At 50.7% G+C, this 20,135-nt stretch carries 16 protein-coding genes; 10 read left to right on the top strand and 6 right to left on the bottom strand.

The annotated features are described in order from the left end of the window. Positions 1 to 6: 6 nt before the first annotated feature. From sirB2 to kdsA, 3 genes are read left to right on the top strand one after another with little or no spacing between them, the layout of a single operon-like run. Positions 7 to 396, top strand: coding sequence for an invasion regulator SirB2 (gene sirB2, locus IX31_RS04005; RefSeq protein ID WP_034455872.1), 390 nt, complete (start codon positions 7 to 9; stop codon positions 394 to 396). A 3-nt stretch (positions 397 to 399) separates the two neighbouring features. Next, a complete protein-coding gene (gene sirB1, locus IX31_RS04000) occupies positions 400 to 1,209 on the top strand; it encodes an invasion regulator SirB1 (protein ID WP_034455871.1) in 810 nt (269 codons plus the stop codon). A 40-nt stretch (positions 1,210 to 1,249) separates the two neighbouring features. Continuing rightward, positions 1,250 to 2,104 carry a 3-deoxy-8-phosphooctulonate synthase gene (gene kdsA / locus IX31_RS03995; RefSeq protein ID WP_034455870.1) on the top strand — a complete coding sequence of 285 codons (855 nt, stop codon included), beginning with the start codon at positions 1,250 to 1,252 and terminating at the stop codon, positions 2,102 to 2,104. Positions 2,105 to 2,194: 90 nt separating this feature from the next. On the opposite strand, the gene chaA is transcribed toward kdsA, so the two are convergent. After that, the gene (chaA, locus tag IX31_RS03990) at positions 2,195 to 3,298 is read right to left on the bottom strand and encodes a sodium-potassium/proton antiporter ChaA (RefSeq protein WP_034455869.1); all 1,104 of its coding nucleotides are present in this window, start codon (positions 3,296 to 3,298) and stop codon (positions 2,195 to 2,197) included. Between the two features lie 280 nt (positions 3,299 to 3,578). On the opposite strand from chaA, the gene chaB reads away from it, so the two are divergent. Next, complete coding sequence (gene chaB / locus IX31_RS03985; protein WP_034455868.1) at positions 3,579 to 3,809, top strand: putative cation transport regulator ChaB; 231 nt, start codon at positions 3,579 to 3,581, stop codon at positions 3,807 to 3,809. Between the two features lie 225 nt (positions 3,810 to 4,034). After that, positions 4,035 to 4,730 (top strand): gamma-glutamylcyclotransferase, encoded by a 696-nt coding sequence (locus IX31_RS03980; RefSeq protein ID WP_034457140.1) that lies wholly within the window; start codon positions 4,035 to 4,037, stop codon positions 4,728 to 4,730. Between the two features lie 61 nt (positions 4,731 to 4,791). On the opposite strand, the gene IX31_RS03975 is transcribed toward IX31_RS03980, so the two are convergent. Both IX31_RS03975 and IX31_RS03970 read right to left on the bottom strand, forming a co-directional pair. Further along, entirely contained in the window at positions 4,792 to 5,037 is a 246-nt protein-coding gene (locus tag IX31_RS03975; protein WP_034455867.1) for a DUF1883 domain-containing protein, read from the bottom strand. A gap of 261 nt (positions 5,038 to 5,298) precedes the next feature. Continuing rightward, positions 5,299 to 5,652 (bottom strand): DsrE/DsrF/TusD sulfur relay family protein, encoded by a 354-nt coding sequence (locus IX31_RS03970; RefSeq protein ID WP_034455866.1) that lies wholly within the window; start codon positions 5,650 to 5,652, stop codon positions 5,299 to 5,301. Between the two features lie 121 nt (positions 5,653 to 5,773). On the opposite strand from IX31_RS03970, the gene IX31_RS03965 reads away from it, so the two are divergent. Then, positions 5,774 to 7,174, top strand: a complete 1,401-nt coding sequence (locus tag IX31_RS03965; RefSeq protein ID WP_034455865.1) for a YchO/YchP family invasin — start codon at positions 5,774 to 5,776, stop codon at positions 7,172 to 7,174. Between the two features lie 106 nt (positions 7,175 to 7,280). Here the strand turns inward: IX31_RS03965 and narL are convergent, their stop codons facing one another. Together narL and narX are read right to left on the bottom strand one after the other, a co-directional pair. Then, complete coding sequence (gene narL / locus IX31_RS03960) at positions 7,281 to 7,931, bottom strand: two-component system response regulator NarL (protein WP_034455863.1); 651 nt, start codon at positions 7,929 to 7,931, stop codon at positions 7,281 to 7,283. Further along, the gene (narX, locus tag IX31_RS03955) at positions 7,924 to 9,708 is read right to left on the bottom strand and encodes a nitrate/nitrite two-component system sensor histidine kinase NarX (protein ID WP_034457139.1); all 1,785 of its coding nucleotides are present in this window, start codon (positions 9,706 to 9,708) and stop codon (positions 7,924 to 7,926) included. Before narX ends, narL begins: the two co-directional genes overlap by 8 nt. A 307-nt stretch (positions 9,709 to 10,015) precedes the next feature. On the opposite strand from narX, the gene IX31_RS03950 reads away from it, so the two are divergent. Continuing rightward, positions 10,016 to 11,407, top strand: a complete 1,392-nt coding sequence (locus IX31_RS03950; protein WP_034457138.1) for a NarK family nitrate/nitrite MFS transporter — start codon at positions 10,016 to 10,018, stop codon at positions 11,405 to 11,407. Positions 11,408 to 11,455: 48 nt separating this feature from the next. Here the strand turns inward: IX31_RS03950 and IX31_RS03945 are convergent, their stop codons facing one another. Then, the gene (locus tag IX31_RS03945) at positions 11,456 to 13,786 is read right to left on the bottom strand and encodes a patatin-like phospholipase family protein (RefSeq protein WP_034455862.1); all 2,331 of its coding nucleotides are present in this window, start codon (positions 13,784 to 13,786) and stop codon (positions 11,456 to 11,458) included. A gap of 371 nt (positions 13,787 to 14,157) precedes the next feature. Between IX31_RS03945 and IX31_RS03940 the strand changes: the two genes are divergently transcribed. Genes IX31_RS03940 through narJ form a run of 3 tightly spaced genes read left to right on the top strand, consistent with a single transcriptional unit; the run spans position 14,158 to position 20,134 of the window. Next, the gene (locus IX31_RS03940) at positions 14,158 to 17,904 is read left to right on the top strand and encodes a nitrate reductase subunit alpha (RefSeq protein ID WP_034455860.1); all 3,747 of its coding nucleotides are present in this window, start codon (positions 14,158 to 14,160) and stop codon (positions 17,902 to 17,904) included. Beyond that, positions 17,901 to 19,436, top strand: a complete 1,536-nt coding sequence (gene narH / locus IX31_RS03935; protein ID WP_034455859.1) for a nitrate reductase subunit beta — start codon at positions 17,901 to 17,903, stop codon at positions 19,434 to 19,436. The genes IX31_RS03940 and narH overlap by 4 nt, the downstream gene beginning before the upstream one ends. Continuing rightward, positions 19,433 to 20,134, top strand: coding sequence for a nitrate reductase molybdenum cofactor assembly chaperone (narJ, locus tag IX31_RS03930; RefSeq protein ID WP_034455857.1), 702 nt, complete (start codon positions 19,433 to 19,435; stop codon positions 20,132 to 20,134). The genes narH and narJ overlap by 4 nt, the downstream gene beginning before the upstream one ends. Position 20,135 lies beyond the last annotated feature (1 nt).

The following is a 20,135-nucleotide window of genomic DNA, read 5'->3' as shown; positions in this document are numbered from 1 at the left end:
AGCCAAATGGCAACTTACTTCGCGCTCAAGCATTTGCATATTCTGACGGTCTTCATTTCCGTGACCCTGTTCGTTCTACGCTACTGGTGGCAATACCGTGAATCAGCCATGTCAAACAAGCGCTGGGTGCGCATTGTTCCGCATGTGAATGACACCGTGTTGCTGGTCAGCGGCATCGCTCTCGTGATGATTACGCATTTCTATCCCTTCACACCACAGGGTGCATGGCTGACTGAGAAGCTATTTGGCGTTATTATCTATATCGTTTTAGGGTTTATCGTGCTGGGTAAGCGCCCACGCAGCCAACAGATTCGGTGGTTTGCCTTTCTGCTGGCCCTGGTGGTGCTTTACATCATCATTAAACTCGCCACCACAAAAATACCATTATTGGGGTAAGTCATGAGGTCGTTAGCCGATTTCGAATTCAATCAGGCGCCGTTATGCGAGGGCATGATCTTAGTCTCGCAACTGATCCGTGATGATTTCCCGGCAGAAGAAGTGCGAGCACAACTGGAAAGCCTGGCGAGCCTTGCGCGTGAAGAGATCTGCGAAGGTCTACACCAGGATGTGCAGCTCGAAAAATTAGTCGAACTGTTTTATGGCACCTGGGGCTTTAAAGACTCCAGTGGCATTTACCGTTTATCCGATGCCTTGTGGCTCGATAACGTATTGACCAAGCGTCAGGGCAGTGCAGTGTCGCTGGGTGCTATTCTATTGTGGATAGCCGACCGTCTTGATATCCCGTTGAATCCGGTCATTTTTCCCACTCAGCTGATTTTACGCGGCGACTGGATGGACGGTGAAATGTGGCTCATCAACCCATTTAACGGCGACACGCTTAATGAACACACGCTGGAAGTGTGGCTGAAGGGTAACGTCGGGCCGACTGCCGAGCTGTTCGATGAAGATTTAGATGAAGCAGACAACGCGGAAGTGGTGCGTAAATTACTCGACACCATGAAGTCCGCGCTGATGGAAGAGCGTCAGATGGAGTTGGCACTACGCACCAGTGAAGCCTTGCTCCAGTTTAACCCGGAAGATCCTTATGAAATTCGCGACCGTGGCTTGATCTATGCTCAGCTCGATTGCGAACATGTGGCACTCAACGACCTCAGCTATTTTGTTGAACAGTGCCCGGAAGACCCAATAAGCGAGATGATCAAAGCGCAAATTAACTCTATTTCGCAAAAGCAGATCACTCTGCACTGATGCCAAATTTTTAAATGTTTCCCAACAAGGCGAGATTAAGATGAAACAGAAAGTCGTAAGCATTGGCGATATTAACGTCGCAAACGACCTGCCATTTGTACTGTTTGGCGGCATGAACGTGCTGGAATCACGTGACCTGGCGATGCGTATTTGTGAGCACTATGTCACTGTGACCCAGAAACTGGGCATCCCTTACGTATTCAAAGCGTCTTTCGATAAAGCTAACCGCTCATCCATCAAATCTTATCGTGGTCCAGGCCTCGAAGAAGGGATGAAGATTTTCCAGGAGCTGAAGCAAACTTTCGGTGTGAAAATCATCACTGACGTTCATGAAGCAAGCCAGGCACAACCTGTTGCGGATGTGGTTGATGTGATTCAGTTGCCAGCTTTCCTGGCTCGCCAGACTGACCTGGTTGAAGCGATGGCGAAAACTGGCGCGGTTATCAACGTCAAAAAACCACAGTTTGTAAGCCCTGGCCAAATGGGTAACATCGTTGATAAATTCCACGAAGGTGGCAACGATCAAATCATTCTGTGTGACCGCGGTGCGAACTTCGGCTATGACAACCTGGTTGTCGACATGCTGGGCTTTAGCGTGATGAAACAAGTGTCTAATGGCTCACCGGTTATCTTCGACGTAACTCACGCTCTGCAATGCCGCGACCCGTTTGGTGCAGCATCTGGCGGCCGTCGTGCTCAGGTTGCTGAATTGGCACGTGCGGGTATGGCAACAGGTCTTGCAGGCCTGTTTATCGAAGCGCACCCGGATCCAGATAAAGCACGTTGTGATGGCCCATCAGCACTGCCACTCGCAAAACTCGAGCCGTTCCTTAAGCAAATCAAAGCTATTGATGATTTAGTGAAGAATTTCGAGCCGCTGGATACCAGCAAGTAAGTACGAATTAATGGCGGATGGCGTTGCCATTAGCCACCAAACAAAAAGCCCTTCTCTCACGAGAAGGGCTTTTTTTACGATACTGGTCCGTCAGGCAAATATCGTCATCAGATAAGCGGCAAACAGTGCCAGATGCGCGGTGCCGTTGAGCACATTGGTGCGCCCTGTCGAGAACGAAATCTGGCATAACACCAATGACGTCAACATCACGACCAGCTCCGGCATCCCTAAACCAAAAGTCAGGTCGTTGCCCGTTAGCATAGCAATCAGCGTCACAGTTGGAACCGTCAGCGAGATCGTCGCCAGTACAGAACCGAAGAACAGGTTCATTGCGCGCTGAACCTGATTATTTAGCACCGCTTTTAGCGCCCCTAAACCTTCAGGGGAGAGAATTAACAACGCTATCAGGAAGCCGGTAAATTGTGCTGGCGCATTGAGCGTCGAGAGCAATGACTCCAGTGGCACTGCGTTCATTTTAGTGACGGCAATAACTGCTATCAGATGTACGATCAGCCAAATGGCATGCCAGACGCTACTGTGCGCCGATGGTTTACCATGATGCGGGTCGTCGTCGTCCGCTTCGTCTTCATGTTCGTAAACAAACAGGCTTTGGTGCGTTTTGGTCTGAATCAATAAGAACACGCCATACATTGCAGCAGAAATGGCCGCAGCCATTAATGCCTGCCCGGTACTAAAGTTACCTTCTGGCAATGCGGTCGGAAGCACCAGCACAATGACTGCGAGTGGGAACAAAGCAATTAAGTACTGTTTGATTCCAAACAGATTCATATATTGCGTCGCGAATTTGCGTCCACCTAACAGCAACGAGAAGCCGACCAGACCGCCGGTCACAATCATGATGATGGAGTACAACGTGTCACGCATTAGTGTTGGTGCTGCGTCACCGGTTGCCATTAATGCGGAAATTAAACTGACTTCAAGAATAACAACGGAAAGGCTAAGAATGAGAGAACCGTAAGGTTCACCTAAACGGTGCGCGAGTACGTCTGCGTGACGAACCACGCTAAATGCGCTACTTAAAATGCCCACCAGGGCCAGAATATTGATCCCAATAACCGCTGGAAAAGACTGGCTTCCTCCCCACATCACCAGTACGACCAGCGCTAATACCGGGAAAATGAGCGAACTCTCCTTATGACGGGTTTTCACCGCCTCATGTTGTGTTTTGGTCAAAATGCATCTCCACCTGTGCAGGCATTAAGCTATTTATTGATTATAGTCGGACATTATGTCCCCGTTAAAATAGCAAAGAATAGACGTTTTCTGAAAAAATTTACTCAGTTTTACCGCTTAGACGGTAATACCTTTTATGATGAGTAAAAATAGGTGTTTACTAATATTAATCAATATAAAACATAATGATATGTTTTTAATAAACCCAATTATTGATTTTGACTGGCAGGATCGGACCTCGTGTTTCACACTTTATATTTACCTGATTCAGGATAACGTAATGCCTTACAAAAGCCGAAATGACCTCCCGGAAAGCGTACAAAATGTCCTTCCCGCTCATGCCCAGGATATCTACAAAGAGGCGTTTAACAGCGCGTGGGATGAGTACAAAGATAAAGAAGACCGGCGGGATGATGCCAGCCGTGAAGAAACCGCCCATAAAGTTGCGTGGGCTGCCGTGAAACACAGTTACCAAAAAGGTGATGATGATAAATGGCATAAGAAAACTTAAACCTTACATAATGTATTGATACTCATCCACAAACATCTCCGCACACTTCAGTATGGCAAGTTAATATGACATTTTTATTGTTTTGTGATCGTCATCAAACTTGCCAGCGTGTCGCTAATTGCTTATGTTCACAGATATACTGCTCTAATAGTAAGCAGTAACTAAAAAGCCCGGAAGGCGCATCTGACGTAGTCACACGGAAGTTTGCAGTGGCGGAGGTGTATGGTGTTAACGCGTGATTTCTTAATAAAAGCAGATTGTAAGACAGCTTTTGGTTCCATTGAGGAATCGCTGTTGTGGACCCCTGAGCAGCGCTCGGCATCACTCGCCGCGACGCTCGCTTGCCGTCCAGATAGCAGTCCCGTATGGATTTTTGGCTATGGTTCTCTGATGTGGAACCCGGCATTCGAATATGAAGAGTCAGCGGCAGGTACACTTGTTGGCTGGCACCGGGCCTTTTGTCTGCGTTTAACTGCAGGGCGTGGAACTGCTTGCCAGCCTGGCCGCATGCTCGCCCTGAAAGAGGGCGGGCGCACTACCGGGCTTGCTTACCGCTTGCCAGAAGCCATTCTTGAAGACGAACTGACGCTGGTGTGGAAGCGTGAGATGATCACCGGCTGTTATTTGCCTACCTGGTGCAAACTCGAGTTGGATGATAGTCGCGTGGTGAATGCGTTGGTGTTTATTATGGACCCGCGTCATCCACTCTATGAAGCTGATACGCGTGCTGACATTATCGCGCCGCTGATTGCTTCCGCCAGTGGCCCATTGGGCACCAACGCCCAGTATTTGTTCTCGCTGGAACAAGAGCTGATAAAGCGGGGTATGCACGATGATTGTCTTGATGAACTGGTGAGTAAAGTCAGAGACTGGTTACAACCTAAAGGTGAGGATGGGGAGTTTCAGCCCGGTTTTGCCTGACCATTCCTGAACCTCATCCCGTAAAAAGGTAGCCCTCATGAAGAGGGCCGGGATGAGGTTTTTATGCTGCTACATAACTGATTGAGTGCTCAAGCGATTTACTGTGGCTATCAATCAACACTTTCCACGTCCCGCTGTACGGCACCGTCAAATAAGCAGATTGCTTATCTTCCACGCTCAAAATATCGGCCTGCGGTTTACCCGCAGAAGTAGTGTCGCTCATCAAATGAATATGGCTTTTGTTTGAACAGTGAACCACCACGGTGTCACCGCCGAAAAGATGCAAACTGGCTTTCACTACTGGCATTTTTATACTCCGCTATCACATCAAAGTTAGACATCCATGCTCGGGTTATCCTTGCAATCAGTGATGCTGCTCACAAATCACACTTTATGCATAACACCAGACCCGAGCTTCACAAATGCTGACTTTGATCAAAAAATGCCATAACGATTAAACAAAAATGCAGATGCACCTGAAACCATTCAGCTGACGGTTTTTTATACGGTTAATTAGCGTCAGGTCATCATTAAATTTGGTTGCTGGCCTCAGTTATAAGCTCGTCTTTTAGAACGTTAAAACCTTATCAGCGCTCAGTGTCCACTCCGCTAATTCCACCAACGTACCAATTTCCACGCCATCAGCCAGTGGCAGTGCCGTAATGCCACGCCCATCGGTGCAAGTCTTACACAATTTCACCGGCACATTTTGCGCCGTCAGGATCTCAAGCATCTGTTGGATGTTATATCCCTCAGCCGGTTTCTGACCGCGTAATCCTGCAGTCACGGCATCAGACATCAAAAACAATTTCACTTCTGGCTGAGGCTGCTGGTCGCATAATGCAATCGCCAGACGCAGGCTGTTAAACAAAGATTCGCTGCCGTAAGCAGCCCCATTAGCAATAATCACAATCTTCTGCATTTTCTCTCCTTGCCTTATCAGGCATAACTGTTGTGCGTATCCTACATTGAGTGTTATCCGAAATCAGCAACCAGGCTGTACGTTACTGAAATCCGGAAATACAGTATGTTATAATTTCCAGATGTTTAGAAAAGCTGTTCCATTCGTCACCCTACCATTAGCACTCCTCAGCATGGGAGGGGCTGCCAGTACCCCGCAGACCTTTATCGAGAAAGCCGAAAACCCATTCGCTCCATCTACCGAACAGCTTCCAGATATGGGCATTGCACCAGAAACCGACGCGGCGGCGCGCAAAATAGCCGCTATGGCGAAGAAATTTGGTGAAGACAGCATGGTCGATGATGGGCTGGATACTGGCGAGCAGGCACGTATATTTGCTTTCGCCCGCTTACGAGATGTATTGGCAGACAAGGTTACCAGCGAAGCCGAATCGTTATTATCGCCTTGGGGTAAAGCGAACGTTAATCTGCTGGTAGATGAACACGGCAACTGGAACGGTAGCAACGCTTCATTGTTTACACCATGGGAAGACAACAACCGTTATCTTACCTGGAGCCAGGTGGGTTTTACGCGGCATGACGAGGACACCGTTGGCAATATCGGCGCCGGGCAGCGTTGGGTCGCGGGGCAATGGTTGCTAGGTTATAACGCTTTTTATGATCAGCAACTGGCTAATAATCTTCAGCGTGCCGGATTAGGCGCTGAAGCCTGGGGTGAATATTTGCGCCTGTCTGCGAACTATTATCAGCCTTTATCTGGCTGGCAATCAGGAAACAGCGAAACGCTGGAGCAGCGCCTCGCACGTGGCTATGACGTGACGGCACAGGCATGGTTGCCGTTTTATCGCCATATCAATACCAGCGTTAGCCTTGAGCAATATTTTGGTCAAAGCGTTGATTTATTCGATAGTGGCACCGGTTATCGCAACCCCGTTGCGGTAACGATGGGCTTAAATTACACACCAATTCCTTTACTAACGTTAACCGCGCAGCATAAGCAGGGCGAAAGCGGCGTTTCGCAAGATAACCTTGGCTTCAAAGTGAATTATCGCTTTGGCGTTCCGGTGGAAAAACAGCTTTCTGCGGCGGAAGTCGCGACCACCAGTTCACTGCGCGGTAGCCGTTATGACAATGTGGAACGTGATTCCCTGCCGGTGGTGGAATATCGCCAGAAGAAAACGTTGTCGGCATTTTTAGCCACGCCGCCCTGGGAATTACGCAGCGGTGAAACGGTGGAGCTTAAGCTCCAGATCCGCGCCAGTCACAATATTCGCAGCGTGACCTGGCAGGGCGATACTCATGCGCTCAGTCTAACGCCTCCAGCGGATAACCGTGATACCAGAGGCTGGAGCATGATTATGCCAGCCTGGAACAATGAAGGACCAAACGAGTATCGTCTGTCGGCAGTTATCGAAGATGATAAAGGCCAGAAGGTGACGTCTAACTGGATTTCGCTGAAACTGGCGGAGCCTTTAGTCATCAGCCCTGCGGAAGATCCGCGTTACGAGTTAATAGGGGAATAATCGCTGATGTCGGATGACGCTTGCGCTTATCCGATCTGCGATTTGACTCGGTTTTGTAGGGTGGATAAGCGCTTGCGTGTCATCCACCATCGTCCTCGTTGCTAGCTTAAAATATACGATCCTGATGTACCCACACTGCTGCTTCAACACGGGATTTCAACTTCATCTTCTTCAGCAAATGCTTAACGTGTACTTTCACCGTGCTTTCGGTGATATCCAGACGGCGAGCAATCATTTTATTCGGCAAACCCTGGGCGATATGTTTGAGAATATCGCGTTCGCGAGGCGTCAGCAGATTTACGTCCCGATCGGAGGTAGCGCGGTTGGCTCGTAGACTTGCCGCCAGCACTGGCGTTAGCGCTTCGCTCAGCACCATCTCACCGGCTGCTGCTTGTTGCAGCGCTTTGAGCAAATCTTCGGGTTCCATATCTTTTAACAGATAGCCGTCAGCCCCTCTTTTCAGGGCGGTCACTACATCTTCTTCATGATTGGAAACGCTGAACACAACGATGCGGCCTGACAATGGTTTCTCACGCAGGCAATCGAGTGTTTCCAGACCATTCATGCCCGGCATATTCAAATCCAGCAGAATTAAATCCGGGTCGAGCTCTTCAGCAAGTTGCACACCTTGCTCTCCGTTGCCAGCTTCACCAACGACCGCTAGTTCGGGGGCCATACTGATGAGCTGCTTAACGCCAGTGCGCAGCATGGGATGATCGTCGATCAACAAAATGGTCGAGGCTTCCGGGTTATTCATGATCTGCTCCTGTAGTTATTTCGGGGATAAAGCTGACGATAACCTGAGTGCCTCCGCCTGGGCGCGCACCTACCTGGCAATCACCTTTCAGGCTTTGCGAACGATCTCGCATAATAATTAATCCGTAATGATTACGGCGGTCACCATTGTCGGGAATACCCCGACCGTTATCCCATATGGTTAAGGTAATTTGGTTTTCATGGTAGATCACGCTGACTCCACATGCGGTCGCATCGGCGTGTTTCAGGCTGTTATTAAGCGCTTCACGGGTTATTTGCACCAAATGAATCGCCTGATGTGATGGCACAAGGCGCGGTGGCAACTGGTAATCAAGATTCACCGGGAAGCCCAGCTTTTCACTGAATTCGCAGCAGCTTGCTTCAAGTGCCGGGCGCAACCCTGGTTCGGTTAATTGCAGTCGGAAGGTGGTCAGTAACTCCCGTAATTGCCGCCATGAGGTGTTCAGTTCGCTGCGCATCTGGCCAAGTAGCGTCTGCATTTCGGCAGGTAAAGCCTCGCCCTGCATTTGCAGGCAGCTTACCTGCATTTTCAGGCAGGAGAGCGATTGTGCAATGGAGTCGTGCAGTTCACGGGCAATTGCGGAACGCTCTTCCATCACCACAAGTTGCTGCTGGCGTTCGTACTGTCGTTCAAGCGCCAGAGTGGCGGTCAACTGCTCCATCAGCGTTAAAATCAACTGCTGCTGATCGTGTGTCAGGCTGCTGCCAACCGGTAATTGCGCAAGTACCAGGCCATATTGAATGTGGTTGTCGGTCAAACGCCACTTTTGAGTGGTGGTCTCGCAAGGCTCTAACACCGGCCCGCGTGGGCAAAGGTCACAACCCAGGGCTTCGCAACTGCTGTCAGGTTGATAGGTAAACTCTTCGTAATTCTCTTCGTCTTCATATTCATAGACGCGCAGCTCGATATTCCGCAGCGGTGTTAAATGCTGTAATTCGCTAAGTACTGGAGACAGACGCTTGCAAAGTGGCGCCTGCGAATGCAGACGACGGTTAGCCTGATAAAGAAACGACAGTATCTGGTTTTTCTGCTCAAGCCCGGCGGTTTTCTCGCGCACGCGCTGCTCAAGACTTGCGTAGCTGCCAGCCAGTTCCGAAGACATGCTGTTCAATGAAAGGCCCAGCGTGGCCATTTCGTTACCGCCAGGAATATTCACACGATGGGTAAAATCCCGGTGACCAATAGCCCGCGACATCGCTAACAATTGCCGCCAAGGACGTAAAAGCCGTTTACGTAACCAGATGACGGTAAAAATAATCAGCAAGCCCATTACAGCCGCCATACCCAGCTGTAGCTGGATAACTCGGTGCAGACGCGCTTCAGTGGTGTGATCAAAAATGGTCACCAGTTGATCAATGCGCGAGACGAAACTGGCGACGTGGGGCTGAACCTGGTCGGGATTTTGCGCTTGACGCAGCGCGGGCCCTAACTCTTCACGCCAATAATTTTGTAGTGCGGCGAGCTTTTCTTGCTGCCCATCCCGCAGCGCGGCGACCCGTAGATCTTCGCTCCAGGCGGTTTTTTCCATCTCCTCGAATAGCGCATTGTCTTTTTCGCTAAGCGGGATAGCGGCCAGCAGGCGGTAGCTTTGCATGCGCATAGAGCCGGCTTTATTGATAGCGTGCGCATTGCCCAAAATGCCTTGCCCCAGCCAACCTGCGAGACTCATTCCCGCGACACCCAGCAACGCCAACACAAGCACAATTAATGCCAGTTGGTTAAACAGAGTGAGAGGGGATAGCAGGCGCTTTAATATTGACAAGTGAACTCCGGGGCGATGGAAAGCCAGGGCGGTATTCTCAGACATACCCTGGAGTATACCCATACCCCTTAGGGGTTACCTACAAATTGCCAGAGGTGGCATGTCGTCGTGTAAGACCTCATATACCTGTTATCAGCCATGTGAAAAGTCAGGCAATTTTCCTTTTTTAATCTTACCCACAAAGAGTGATGGCGATTTTTTAAGCGCTATTCAGATGGCTTATCCCTTGATTCACATCAACTTTTATTCGCCATTAGCACCTAATGTGGCGGCCATTACTCTCACTCTTTATGAGGTGTTTATGTCTCAGTCTCCCGCGAATTGCCAGAAAACGGGATCGCTTATTACCGAATGGCGTCCAGAAGAGCCTGCGTTTTGGCAAACTAAAGGTCACCCGATTGCCCGTCGCAACTTATGGATTTCCGTTCCTTGCTTGCTGTTAGCGTTCTGCGTATGGATGCTGTTCAGTGCGGTTGCGGTGAATCTGAATAAAGTGGGTTTTAACTTCACAACCGACCAGCTCTTTATGTTGACTGCACTGCCGTCAGTTTCTGGTGCCTTGCTGCGCGTCCCGTATGCCTTCATGGTGCCGGTATTCGGCGGCCGCCGCTGGACGGCGTTCAGCACCGGGATTTTGATTATTCCATGCGTGTGGTTAGGCTTTGCTGTGCAAGACCCAACTACGCCGTTTAGCGTGTTCATCACCATTGCTTTGCTGTGTGGTTTTGCAGGGGCAAACTTTGCATCCAGCATGGCGAACATCAGCTTCTTCTTCCCGAAATCAAAACAGGGCGGGGCGCTGGGTCTTAACGGTGGTCTGGGTAACCTGGGTGTGAGCGTAATGCAATTACTTGCTCCGCTGGCGATTTCGCTTTCCATGTTCGCCGTATTTGGTGGTACGGGCGTTGAGCAAGCAGATGGCTCCATGCTGTTCCTGGAAAACGCGGCGTGGGTGTGGGTACCGTTCCTGGCGATTCTGACCATTGCGGCCTGGTTTGGCATGAACGATTTGGCCACATCTAAAGCGTCTTTAAAAGCGCAGTTGCCGGTACTAAAACGCGTTCACCTGTGGATTATGGGGTTGCTTTACCTTGCGACATTTGGCTCGTTTATCGGCTTTTCTGCCGGTTTTGCGATGCTGGCGAAAACTCAGTTCCCGGATGTGAATATTCTGCATTTCGCCTTCTTCGGCCCGCTGATTGGTGCGCTGGCACGTTCTGCGGGTGGGGCGATTTCTGACCGCTGGGGCGGGACGCGTGTTTCACTGTATAACTTCATCGTGATGGCGGTATTTAGCGCATTGCTGTTTACCACGCTGCCACACAACGGCGTCGGTGGTAATTTCATCGCGTTCTTCGGCGTGTTCCTGATGCTGTTCCTGACGTCAGGCCTGGGAAGTGGTTCTACCTTCCAGATGATCTCTGTGATTTTCCGAAAATTGACTATGGACCGAGTGAAAGCGCAGGGTGGGAGTGAAGAGCAGGCGCTGCGTGAAGCGGCTACTGATACCGCTGCTGCATTGGGCTTTATCTCAGCGATCGGTGCGATTGGCGGCTTCTTTATTCCGAAAGCATTTGGGACTTCATTGGCACTGACCGGCTCCCCAGCGGACGCTATGAAAGTCTTCCTCGTCTTTTACATTATTTGTGTGGTGATTACCTGGGCCGTGTATGGCCGCAAATCAGCACAGTAACCTTTTGACCTTTTGGTTATCCCTTGCGCGGCTTCGGTCGCGCTTTTTTTATTTCAAATCACCAGCAATAATCGCTCGCCCAGCCTGTAGCCCTAGCTGATGATAAGCCTCCCATTGCTCTTCATTAAAGAATTGATCTGCAGTCGTTTGCTGCGGGAAATCAGAATGACGACGGGCATAGCATTCTGTGTCCAGCGCCATACCCTTTAACAGATGCGGTTTCACGACAATCAATTTTCCTGTCACAGGGTGTGGCTCTCCCGGCTGGGGTGGATAGATTATTCTGGCAAATAACAGCGGCGGTGCGATGGTCTCTGCCGTCATTTTATGCAGCGTACCGTAGCGTGCAGAGGGCTGTGGCATAAAAGTAATCGTAATGTCGTAATCAATCTTCGCTTTGCGCACCAGATTTTCCATATCATCAAAAATATAGTTCGGGTCAGCGCCACAGTCTGTTACCACAATAGTTTGTACTCGGCGTTTAAGCAGGGCATAGACGCCCGTATTTTCAAAATGGCCACCATCTGAGAGAAACCACATTGGGCTATTCAGACCTGGAAAACGGGCAAATAATTCGCTTAATAAATATCCCGTTTCCGGAATATGACGTCCTGCTAACCCGCGCAGTAAGCGCACTATTTTAGGCGTTTCTTCAGTTCGCAACATTCTAGTTTTAGGTGATAAATGTTGTGACCAATAGCCTAACCGCCCACCGATTAAGAAGAGTAAAAAGGCAAGCCCTGGAGCGGTGTTTGAACCCATCCCTGTACCGGTCGCCGCGCCGGAGATAGCCAGCCAGTGCGAAAGCGTTTCATCACCAGACTTGTCATTTTTGTCCGGATCTTTTGTTCCTGTTTCTACACCTGATGCACTGACTGTCAGGGCAATACCTTTCCGGTCTGCATTATAATTTCCAGAGCGGTCATCAATAGTCTGGTTAATACAGGCAGTAATTAAGTGAAAGGGGCCACCATATTTATGTGGAGCATAATCCTTAAACAGCACATCATCTTTCGGCATGACTTCGGTGACTCGCGATATTTTGTTCATATCACGCGGTTTTTTGTCGTTCAGTGGATCGGTATTAAATCGATAGTTTTCCCCCGGACCGACATTTGCCACGGAAAGCCAGGCTCGTTCGATTCTGGCCCGGTAGAGGTTATGCAACGAACTGAGGTTGAGGAATTTGATCATGTTTTTAATAGCGACAATGATGAGTAATGCCGCTAACCACTCAGCCCAGGGGAGCAAAGAGGCAAAAAGGGGCTCATTAATATTCTTTATGACCCAGGGGAATGTGGAAATTGTTTGATTAAGTTGAAATAACCCTGAGCAGCCAAAGATCAATGTCAAACCCATTAGCCCTAAACCAGCGAGATTTCCGATCGCACTAAGATCGATTTTCGTGTTGCGGAATTTTTGTGCCAGTTTCTTAACTATCCATTTCACCAGGCTAATTTCCCATAGTGCTTTTATGGCTGTGAGGGCTACAGGAATGGTGATATAGAGACTGATACCCCCAGTGAAATATTGATATACCCGGTATCCGGCACGATTAATTCCCCACAACACCAATAATGCGGCAAATACACACAGGCAAACAGCCAGCAAGCGAGTTAACGCAAGTCGAAAAGCAGAGAGGCTGATGTTGGTCTTTTTAGGGAACAGCCATAGCCACGGAATGCAACAAAGCGCGCACAGAAAGAGAGTAAGGGAGGCGGGTTGAGGGGATACAAAGACAAAAAAAACGGCTATCAATGTAATAGCGATAACAGTAGCAAACAGCCAGCGAGATTTATGTTCAAACACCCAGTAAGCCAGTGACTGCCATCCCGCCAATGCTAGTGGCACACTTAGCACCCAGAAATAACCGGGTGATCCTTCAGTAAAAAGAGGATTCATAGCAACGGCAACGGCACAAACCAAAGTAGAAAGGAGGGTAATTAAGGTAAAGGCAGCACTAAAAGAACGTAATATTTGTGCGATTGACAGGGTAATGTCGCGAGCTCCGGCTGGGGTTAAATAACGACCATTATTTCGTAACCAGGAGAGTAACAATGTGGAGTCTTTCGCCAATGCTGTTTCGACCTGATTGGCTGAATGTGTTCCGCTGTAGAGTCTGCCCAGCATTCCCCCAACATAGCCACCACCCGAAACAGTAGAGAGATAATCAAAACGGGTCAGTAGCCCATTTTTTGCCAGCGCACGAATAACGCCCAGACTGAAAGTCGCACTGCGAATTCCACCGCCTGACAATGCCAGCCCGCAGGTTGGGAGGGTATTTTCTACGCAGGCTGCCGCACGCCTGGCGCAGATGAGTTTATTTTCCTCAGCAAGGGTGTTTTCTTCGCCGGGAATAATTTCTGGTAAGTCAGCCATGGTGTTTCCTTGACCGAATATTTTCAAAGCCTGTTATTCAACTGTAGTGCCGCAATTTGTGCTGCACAGTAAAACTTTTCCCCCAGTGTGATGAGCAGCCTAATACTCACTTACCCCTTAATACCCGGCATCGCGAATTCCTACTCCTTCGCTATGGTGTAATTAAGTATAAATTTAGTTATTTCAATCATTTAAATCGTTTTCTGCTATTGCCACTTTGGTGGTATACCGGCGTTTCCTCTCCGCACACTCATCGACCCCAGTTGATCGTTATCAATTATCCCGCCATATGAGCGAGTTACCGTGCCCGCAATTCAGCAATGTCGTATCAATAAGATAGAGCCTCAAGGCTCCACATCAGGAGAACCCCGATGAGCAAATTTCTTGACCGGTTTCGTTACTTCAAACAGAAGGGCGAAACTTTTGCCAATGGACATGGCCAACTGCTCGATACCAATCGTGATTGGGAAGAAGGCTATCGTCAGCGCTGGCAGCACGATAAAGTGGTCCGTTCCACGCATGGTGTAAACTGTACGGGCTCCTGTAGCTGGAAGATTTACGTCAAAAGCGGCCTGGTGACCTGGGAAACCCAGCAAACTGACTATCCGCGTACTCGCCCGGATATGCCAAACCACGAGCCACGCGGCTGCCCACGCGGCGCGAGCTACTCCTGGTATCTCTACAGCGCTAACCGCCTGAAATATCCTCTGATGCGTAAGCGTCTGATCAAACTGTGGCGTGAAGCGAAAACCCTGCATAACGATCCGGTTGATGCATGGGCTTCCATCATCAACGATCCCGAAAAAGCGAAAAGCTATAAGCAAGCCCGTGGACGCGGTGGTTTCGTGCGCTCAAGCTGGGCTGAAGTGAATGAGCTGATTGCTGCGGCCAACGTCTTTACCGCAAAAACCTTCGGCCCTGACCGTATCGCCGGCTTCTCTCCGATCCCGGCGATGTCGATGGTTTCATACGCCTCTGGTGCGCGCTACCTTTCTCTGATTGGTGGAGCTTGCCTGAGCTTCTACGACTGGTATTGCGATCTGCCACCTGCGTCGCCAATGACCTGGGGCGAGCAGACTGACGTTCCGGAATCAGCAGACTGGTATAACTCCAGCTATATCATGGCCTGGGGATCTAACGTTCCGCAGACCCGTACGCCGGATGCGCACTTCTTTACTGAGGTTCGTTACAAAGGCACCAAAACCGTTGCGGTAACGCCGGATTACGCTGAAATCGCTAAGCTGTGCGACCAGTGGCTGGCACCGAAACAAGGTACCGATGCGGCAATGGCGCTGGCGATGGGCCACGTAATGTTGCGTGAGTTCCACCTTGATAACCCAAGCCAATACTTCACCGATTACGTTCGTCGCTATACCGACATGCCAATGCTGGTGATGCTCGAAGAGCGTGACGGCTTTTATGCGGCCGGCCGTATGCTGCGTGCATCTGACCTGGTTGATGGTTTGGGCCAGGAAAATAACCCACAGTGGAAAACCGTTGCACTGGATAACCAGACCGGTGAACCACTGGCACCTAACGGCTCTATCGGTTACCGCTGGGGTGAGAAGGGCAAATGGAACCTGGAACAGCGTGATGGCACCAGCGGCGAAGAAGCTGAACTGCGCCTGAGCCTGCTGGGCAGCCATGACGATGTCGCTGAAGTCGGTTTCCCATACTTTGGCGGTGAAAGTTCTGAGCACTTCAACAGCGTTAAGCTTGATAACGTGTTGATGCACAAGCTGCCAGTTAAACGTATTCAACTGGCTGACGGCACTACTGCGCTGGTTACCACCGTTTATGACTTGACCCTTGCCAACTACGGCCTGGATCGTGGTCTGGGCGACGAAAACTGCGCGACCAGCTACGACGATGTGAAAGCGTATACCCCAGCATGGGCTGAGCAGATCACCGGCGTTTCTCGCCAGAACATCATCCGCATTGCGCGTGAGTTTGCCGAAAACGCAGATAAAACCCATGGCCGCTCCATGATCATCGTTGGCGCCGGTATGAACCACTGGTTCCACATGGACATGAACTACCGTGGTCTGATCAATATGCTGATCTTCTGCGGTTGTGTAGGTCAGAGCGGCGGCGGCTGGGCACACTATGTAGGCCAGGAAAAACTGCGTCCACAAACCGGCTGGACTCCACTGGCGTTCGCGTTGGACTGGCAGCGCCCACCGCGCCATATGAACAGCACCTCGTTCTTCTACAACCACTCTAGCCAATGGCGTTATGAGTCGTTGACGGCAGAAGAGCTGCTCTCCCCACTGGCGGATAAAACCCGTTACAGCGGTCACCTGATTGACTTCAACGTACGTGCTGAACGTATGGGCTGGTTGCCGTCAGCACCACAGCTGAACACTAACCCGCTGCATATTGCAAAGCAGGCGAAAGCGGCAGGCATGAGCGCAGCTGATTTCACCGCGCAACAGTTGAAAAGTGGCGATATTCGCTTCGCGGCAGAGCAGCCTGATGCGGGCAACAACCATCCGCGCAACCTGTTTGTCTGGCGTTCAAACCTGCTGGGCTCTTCCGGTAAGGGCCATGAGTACATGCTCAAATATCTGCTCGGTACTGAAAACGGTATCCAGGGTAAAGATTTGGGTAAAGAAGGCGGCGTAATGCCGGAAGAAGTTGAGTGGGTAGATAACGGCCTGGATGGCAAACTGGATCTGGTGGTGACTCTGGACTTCCGTCTGTCGAGCACCTGCCTGTATTCCGATATCGTGCTGCCAACGGCTACCTGGTATGAAAAAGACGACATGAATACTTCGGATATGCATCCGTTTATTCACCCGTTGTCTGCGGCTGTTGATCCTGCATGGGATTCAAAAAGCGACTGGGAAATCTATAAAGCCATCGCGAAGAAATTCTCCGAAGTGTGCGTAGGCCACTTAGGGAAAGAAACTGACGTGGTAACACTGCCAATTCAGCACGATTCTGCGGCAGAACTGGCTCAGCCGTTTGGCGTAATGGACTGGAAAAAAGGCGAGTGCGACCTGATTCCTGGTAAAACCGCGCCGCACCTGATGGTGGTTGAGCGTGATTACCCGGCGACTTACGAGCGTTTCACCTCGGTTGGGCCACTGATGGAAACCATCGGTAACGGTGGGAAAGGTATTGCCTGGAACACCCAGACCGAAATGGATCTGTTGCGTAAGCTCAACTACACCAAGGCAGACGGCCCGGCGAAAGGCCAGCCGATGATCAACTCGGCTATCGATGCTGCCGAAATGATCCTGACTCTGGCCCCAGAAACTAACGGCCATGTTGCAGTGAAAGCCTGGGCGGCACTGAGCGAATTTACCGGACGCGATCACACGCATCTGGCTCGCCCGAAAGCCGAAGAGAAAATTCGCTTCCGCGATATTCAGGCCCAGCCACGCAAAATCATCTCCAGCCCGACCTGGTCAGGCCTTGAAGATGAACATGTTTCTTACAACGCCTGCTACACCAACGTGCATGAGCTGATTCCATGGCGCACGCTGTCTGGCCGTCAGCAGCTTTATCAAGATCACCAGTGGATGCGTGATTTTGGTGAAAGCCTGCTGGTATACCGTCCACCGATTGATACCCGCTCTGTAAAAGGAGTGATGGGTAAAAAATCTAACGGTAACCCTGAGAAAGCGTTGAACTTCCTGACGCCGCACCAGAAATGGGGCATTCACTCAACCTACAGCGATAACTTGCTGATGCTGACGCTTTCACGCGGCGGCCCGATTGTCTGGATGAGTGAGATCGACGCCAAAGATTTGGGCATCGAAGATAACGACTGGATTGAAGTGTTCAACAAAAACGGTGCGCTGACGGCGCGTGCGGTGGTGAGCCAGCGTGTGCCAGAGGGCATGACGATGATGTATCACGCTCAGGAACGTATCGTGAACCTGCCGGGTTCTGAAATTACTGGTCAGCGCGGTGGTATTCACAACTCGGTGACGCGTATTAGCCCGAAACCAACGCACATGATTGGCGGTTATGCGCAACTGGCCTACGGCTTTAACTACTACGGCACCGTAGGTTCAAACCGTGATGAGTTCGTTGTAGTACGTAAGATGAAAGACATTAACTGGTTAGACGGCGAAGGCAATGACCAGAAACAGGAGAGCGTAAAATGAAAATTCGTTCACAAGTCGGCATGGTGCTGAATCTTGATAAATGCATCGGCTGTCACACCTGTTCTGTGACCTGTAAAAACGTCTGGACCAGCCGCGAAGGGATGGAGTACGCGTGGTTTAACAACGTCGAAACCAAACCGGGTATCGGTTATCCGAATGACTGGGAAAACCAGGAAAAATGGAAGGGCGGTTGGATTCGCAAAATCAACGGCAAGCTGCAACCGCGCATGGGTAACCGCGCCATGCTGCTGGGTAAAATCTTCGCTAACCCGCATCTGCCGGGCATCGATGATTACTACGAGCCGTTTGATTACGACTACCAGCATTTGCATAACGCGCCGGAAGGTAAGCACCAGCCGATCGCGCGTCCACGCTCGCTGATTACCGGCCAGCGTATGAACAAGATCGAAGCGGGCCCGAACTGGGAAGAGATCCTCGGCGGCGAGTTTGAAAAACGCGCCAAAGATCAGAACTTCCTGAACATGCAAAAAGCGATGTACGGCCAGTTCGAAAACACGTTTATGGCTTACCTGCCGCGTCTGTGCGAACACTGCCTGAACCCAGCGTGTGCGGCAACGTGCCCGAGCGGCGCGATCTATAAGCGTGAAGAGGACGGAATCGTTCTGATTGACCAGGACAAGTGCCGCGGCTGGCGTATGTGCATTACCGGCTGCCCGTACAAAAAGATCTACTTCAACTGGAAAACCGGCAAATCCGAGAAGTGCATTTTCTGTTATCCGCGTATCGAAGCCGGTATGCCAACAGTTTGCTCTGAAACCTGTGTAGGCCGTATCCGTTATCTCGGCGTGCTGCTTTACGATGCGGATGCTATTGAAGAAGCAGCAAGCACTGAAAACGAAAAAGATCTCTACGAGCGCCAACTGAGCATTTTCCTTAACCCGAACGATCCGGCGGTTATTGAACAAGCTCTGAAAGATGGTATTCCACAGAGTGTGATTGATTCCGCACAGCAGTCACCGGTTTACAAAATGGCGATGGACTGGAAGCTGGCGCTGCCGCTGCACCCGGAATACCGCACGTTGCCGATGGTTTGGTATGTGCCGCCGTTGTCGCCAATTCAGTCTGCGGCTGACGCGGGTGAACTGCCGCATACTGGCATTCTGCCTGATGTTGAAAGCCTGCGAATTCCGGTGGAATACCTGGCGAACCTGCTGACCGCAGGTGACACCGCGCCGGTTCTGCGTGCGCTGAAACGTATGATGGCAATGCGCCACTATAAACGTGCCGAAACCGTTGATGGGGTTCACGATATTAGCGCGCTGGAAGAAGTGGGCCTGACTGAAGCCCAGGCGCAGGAGATGTACCGCTACCTGGCGATTGCGAACTACGAAGATCGTTTCGTGATCCCAACCAGCCATCGTGAAATAGCGGCAGATGCCTTCCCTGAGCGTAACGGTTGCGGTTTCAGCTTCGGCGATGGTTGCCACGGTTCTGACAGCAAATTCAATCTGTTCAATAGCAAACGTATTGACGCAATTGATGTGACCAGCAAAACGGAGCCAAAACCATGATTGAACTTCTGGTGATTTCCCGCTTGCTTGAGTACCCGGATGCTGCCCTGTGGCAGCATCAACAGGAACTTCGCGACGTGCTGGCAGAAGGTGGTGCGTTGAATCTTCAGCAGGCCGCGCAGCTTAATGATTTCATTACGACGTTGTGCAGCCGTGATTTGTTAGATGCACAAGCAAGCTACAGCGAGCTTTTCGACCGAGGCCGTGCGACCTCTTTACTGTTGTTCGAACACGTGCACGGTGAATCTCGCGATCGCGGCCAGGCGATGGTGAATCTGATGGGACAGTACGAACAAGCCGGTATGGAAATCGACAGCCGTGAGCTGCCAGACCACCTGCCGCTGTATCTCGAGTATTTGTCTCAGCGTGATGAAGCCGAAGCGCGTGGTGGTTTGCAGGATGTGGCGCCAATTCTGGCGCTGCTGGCAGCCCGTCTGAAACAGCGTGAAAGCGCCTATGCGGCACTGTTTGATGTGCTGCTGGGTCTGTCTCAAAGTGACGTTGCGGTTGAAAGCGTCATTGAGCAAATCGCAGATGAAGCACGCGATGACACTCCGCAGGCGCTGGATGCGGTCTGGGAAGAAGAACAGGTGAAATTTGTGGCGGACGCCGGTTGTGGTGAATCTGAGATTAGCAACCATCAGCGTCGTTTTGCCGGGGCTGTCGCTCCGCAGTATTTGAATATCGGGGGACAGTAAT

It is taken from the genome of Buttiauxella noackiae, assembly GCF_000737905.1.
Lineage (GTDB): Bacteria > Pseudomonadota > Gammaproteobacteria > Enterobacterales > Enterobacteriaceae > Buttiauxella > Buttiauxella noackiae.
This window is presented reverse-complemented; position numbering and strand designations above follow the sequence as displayed.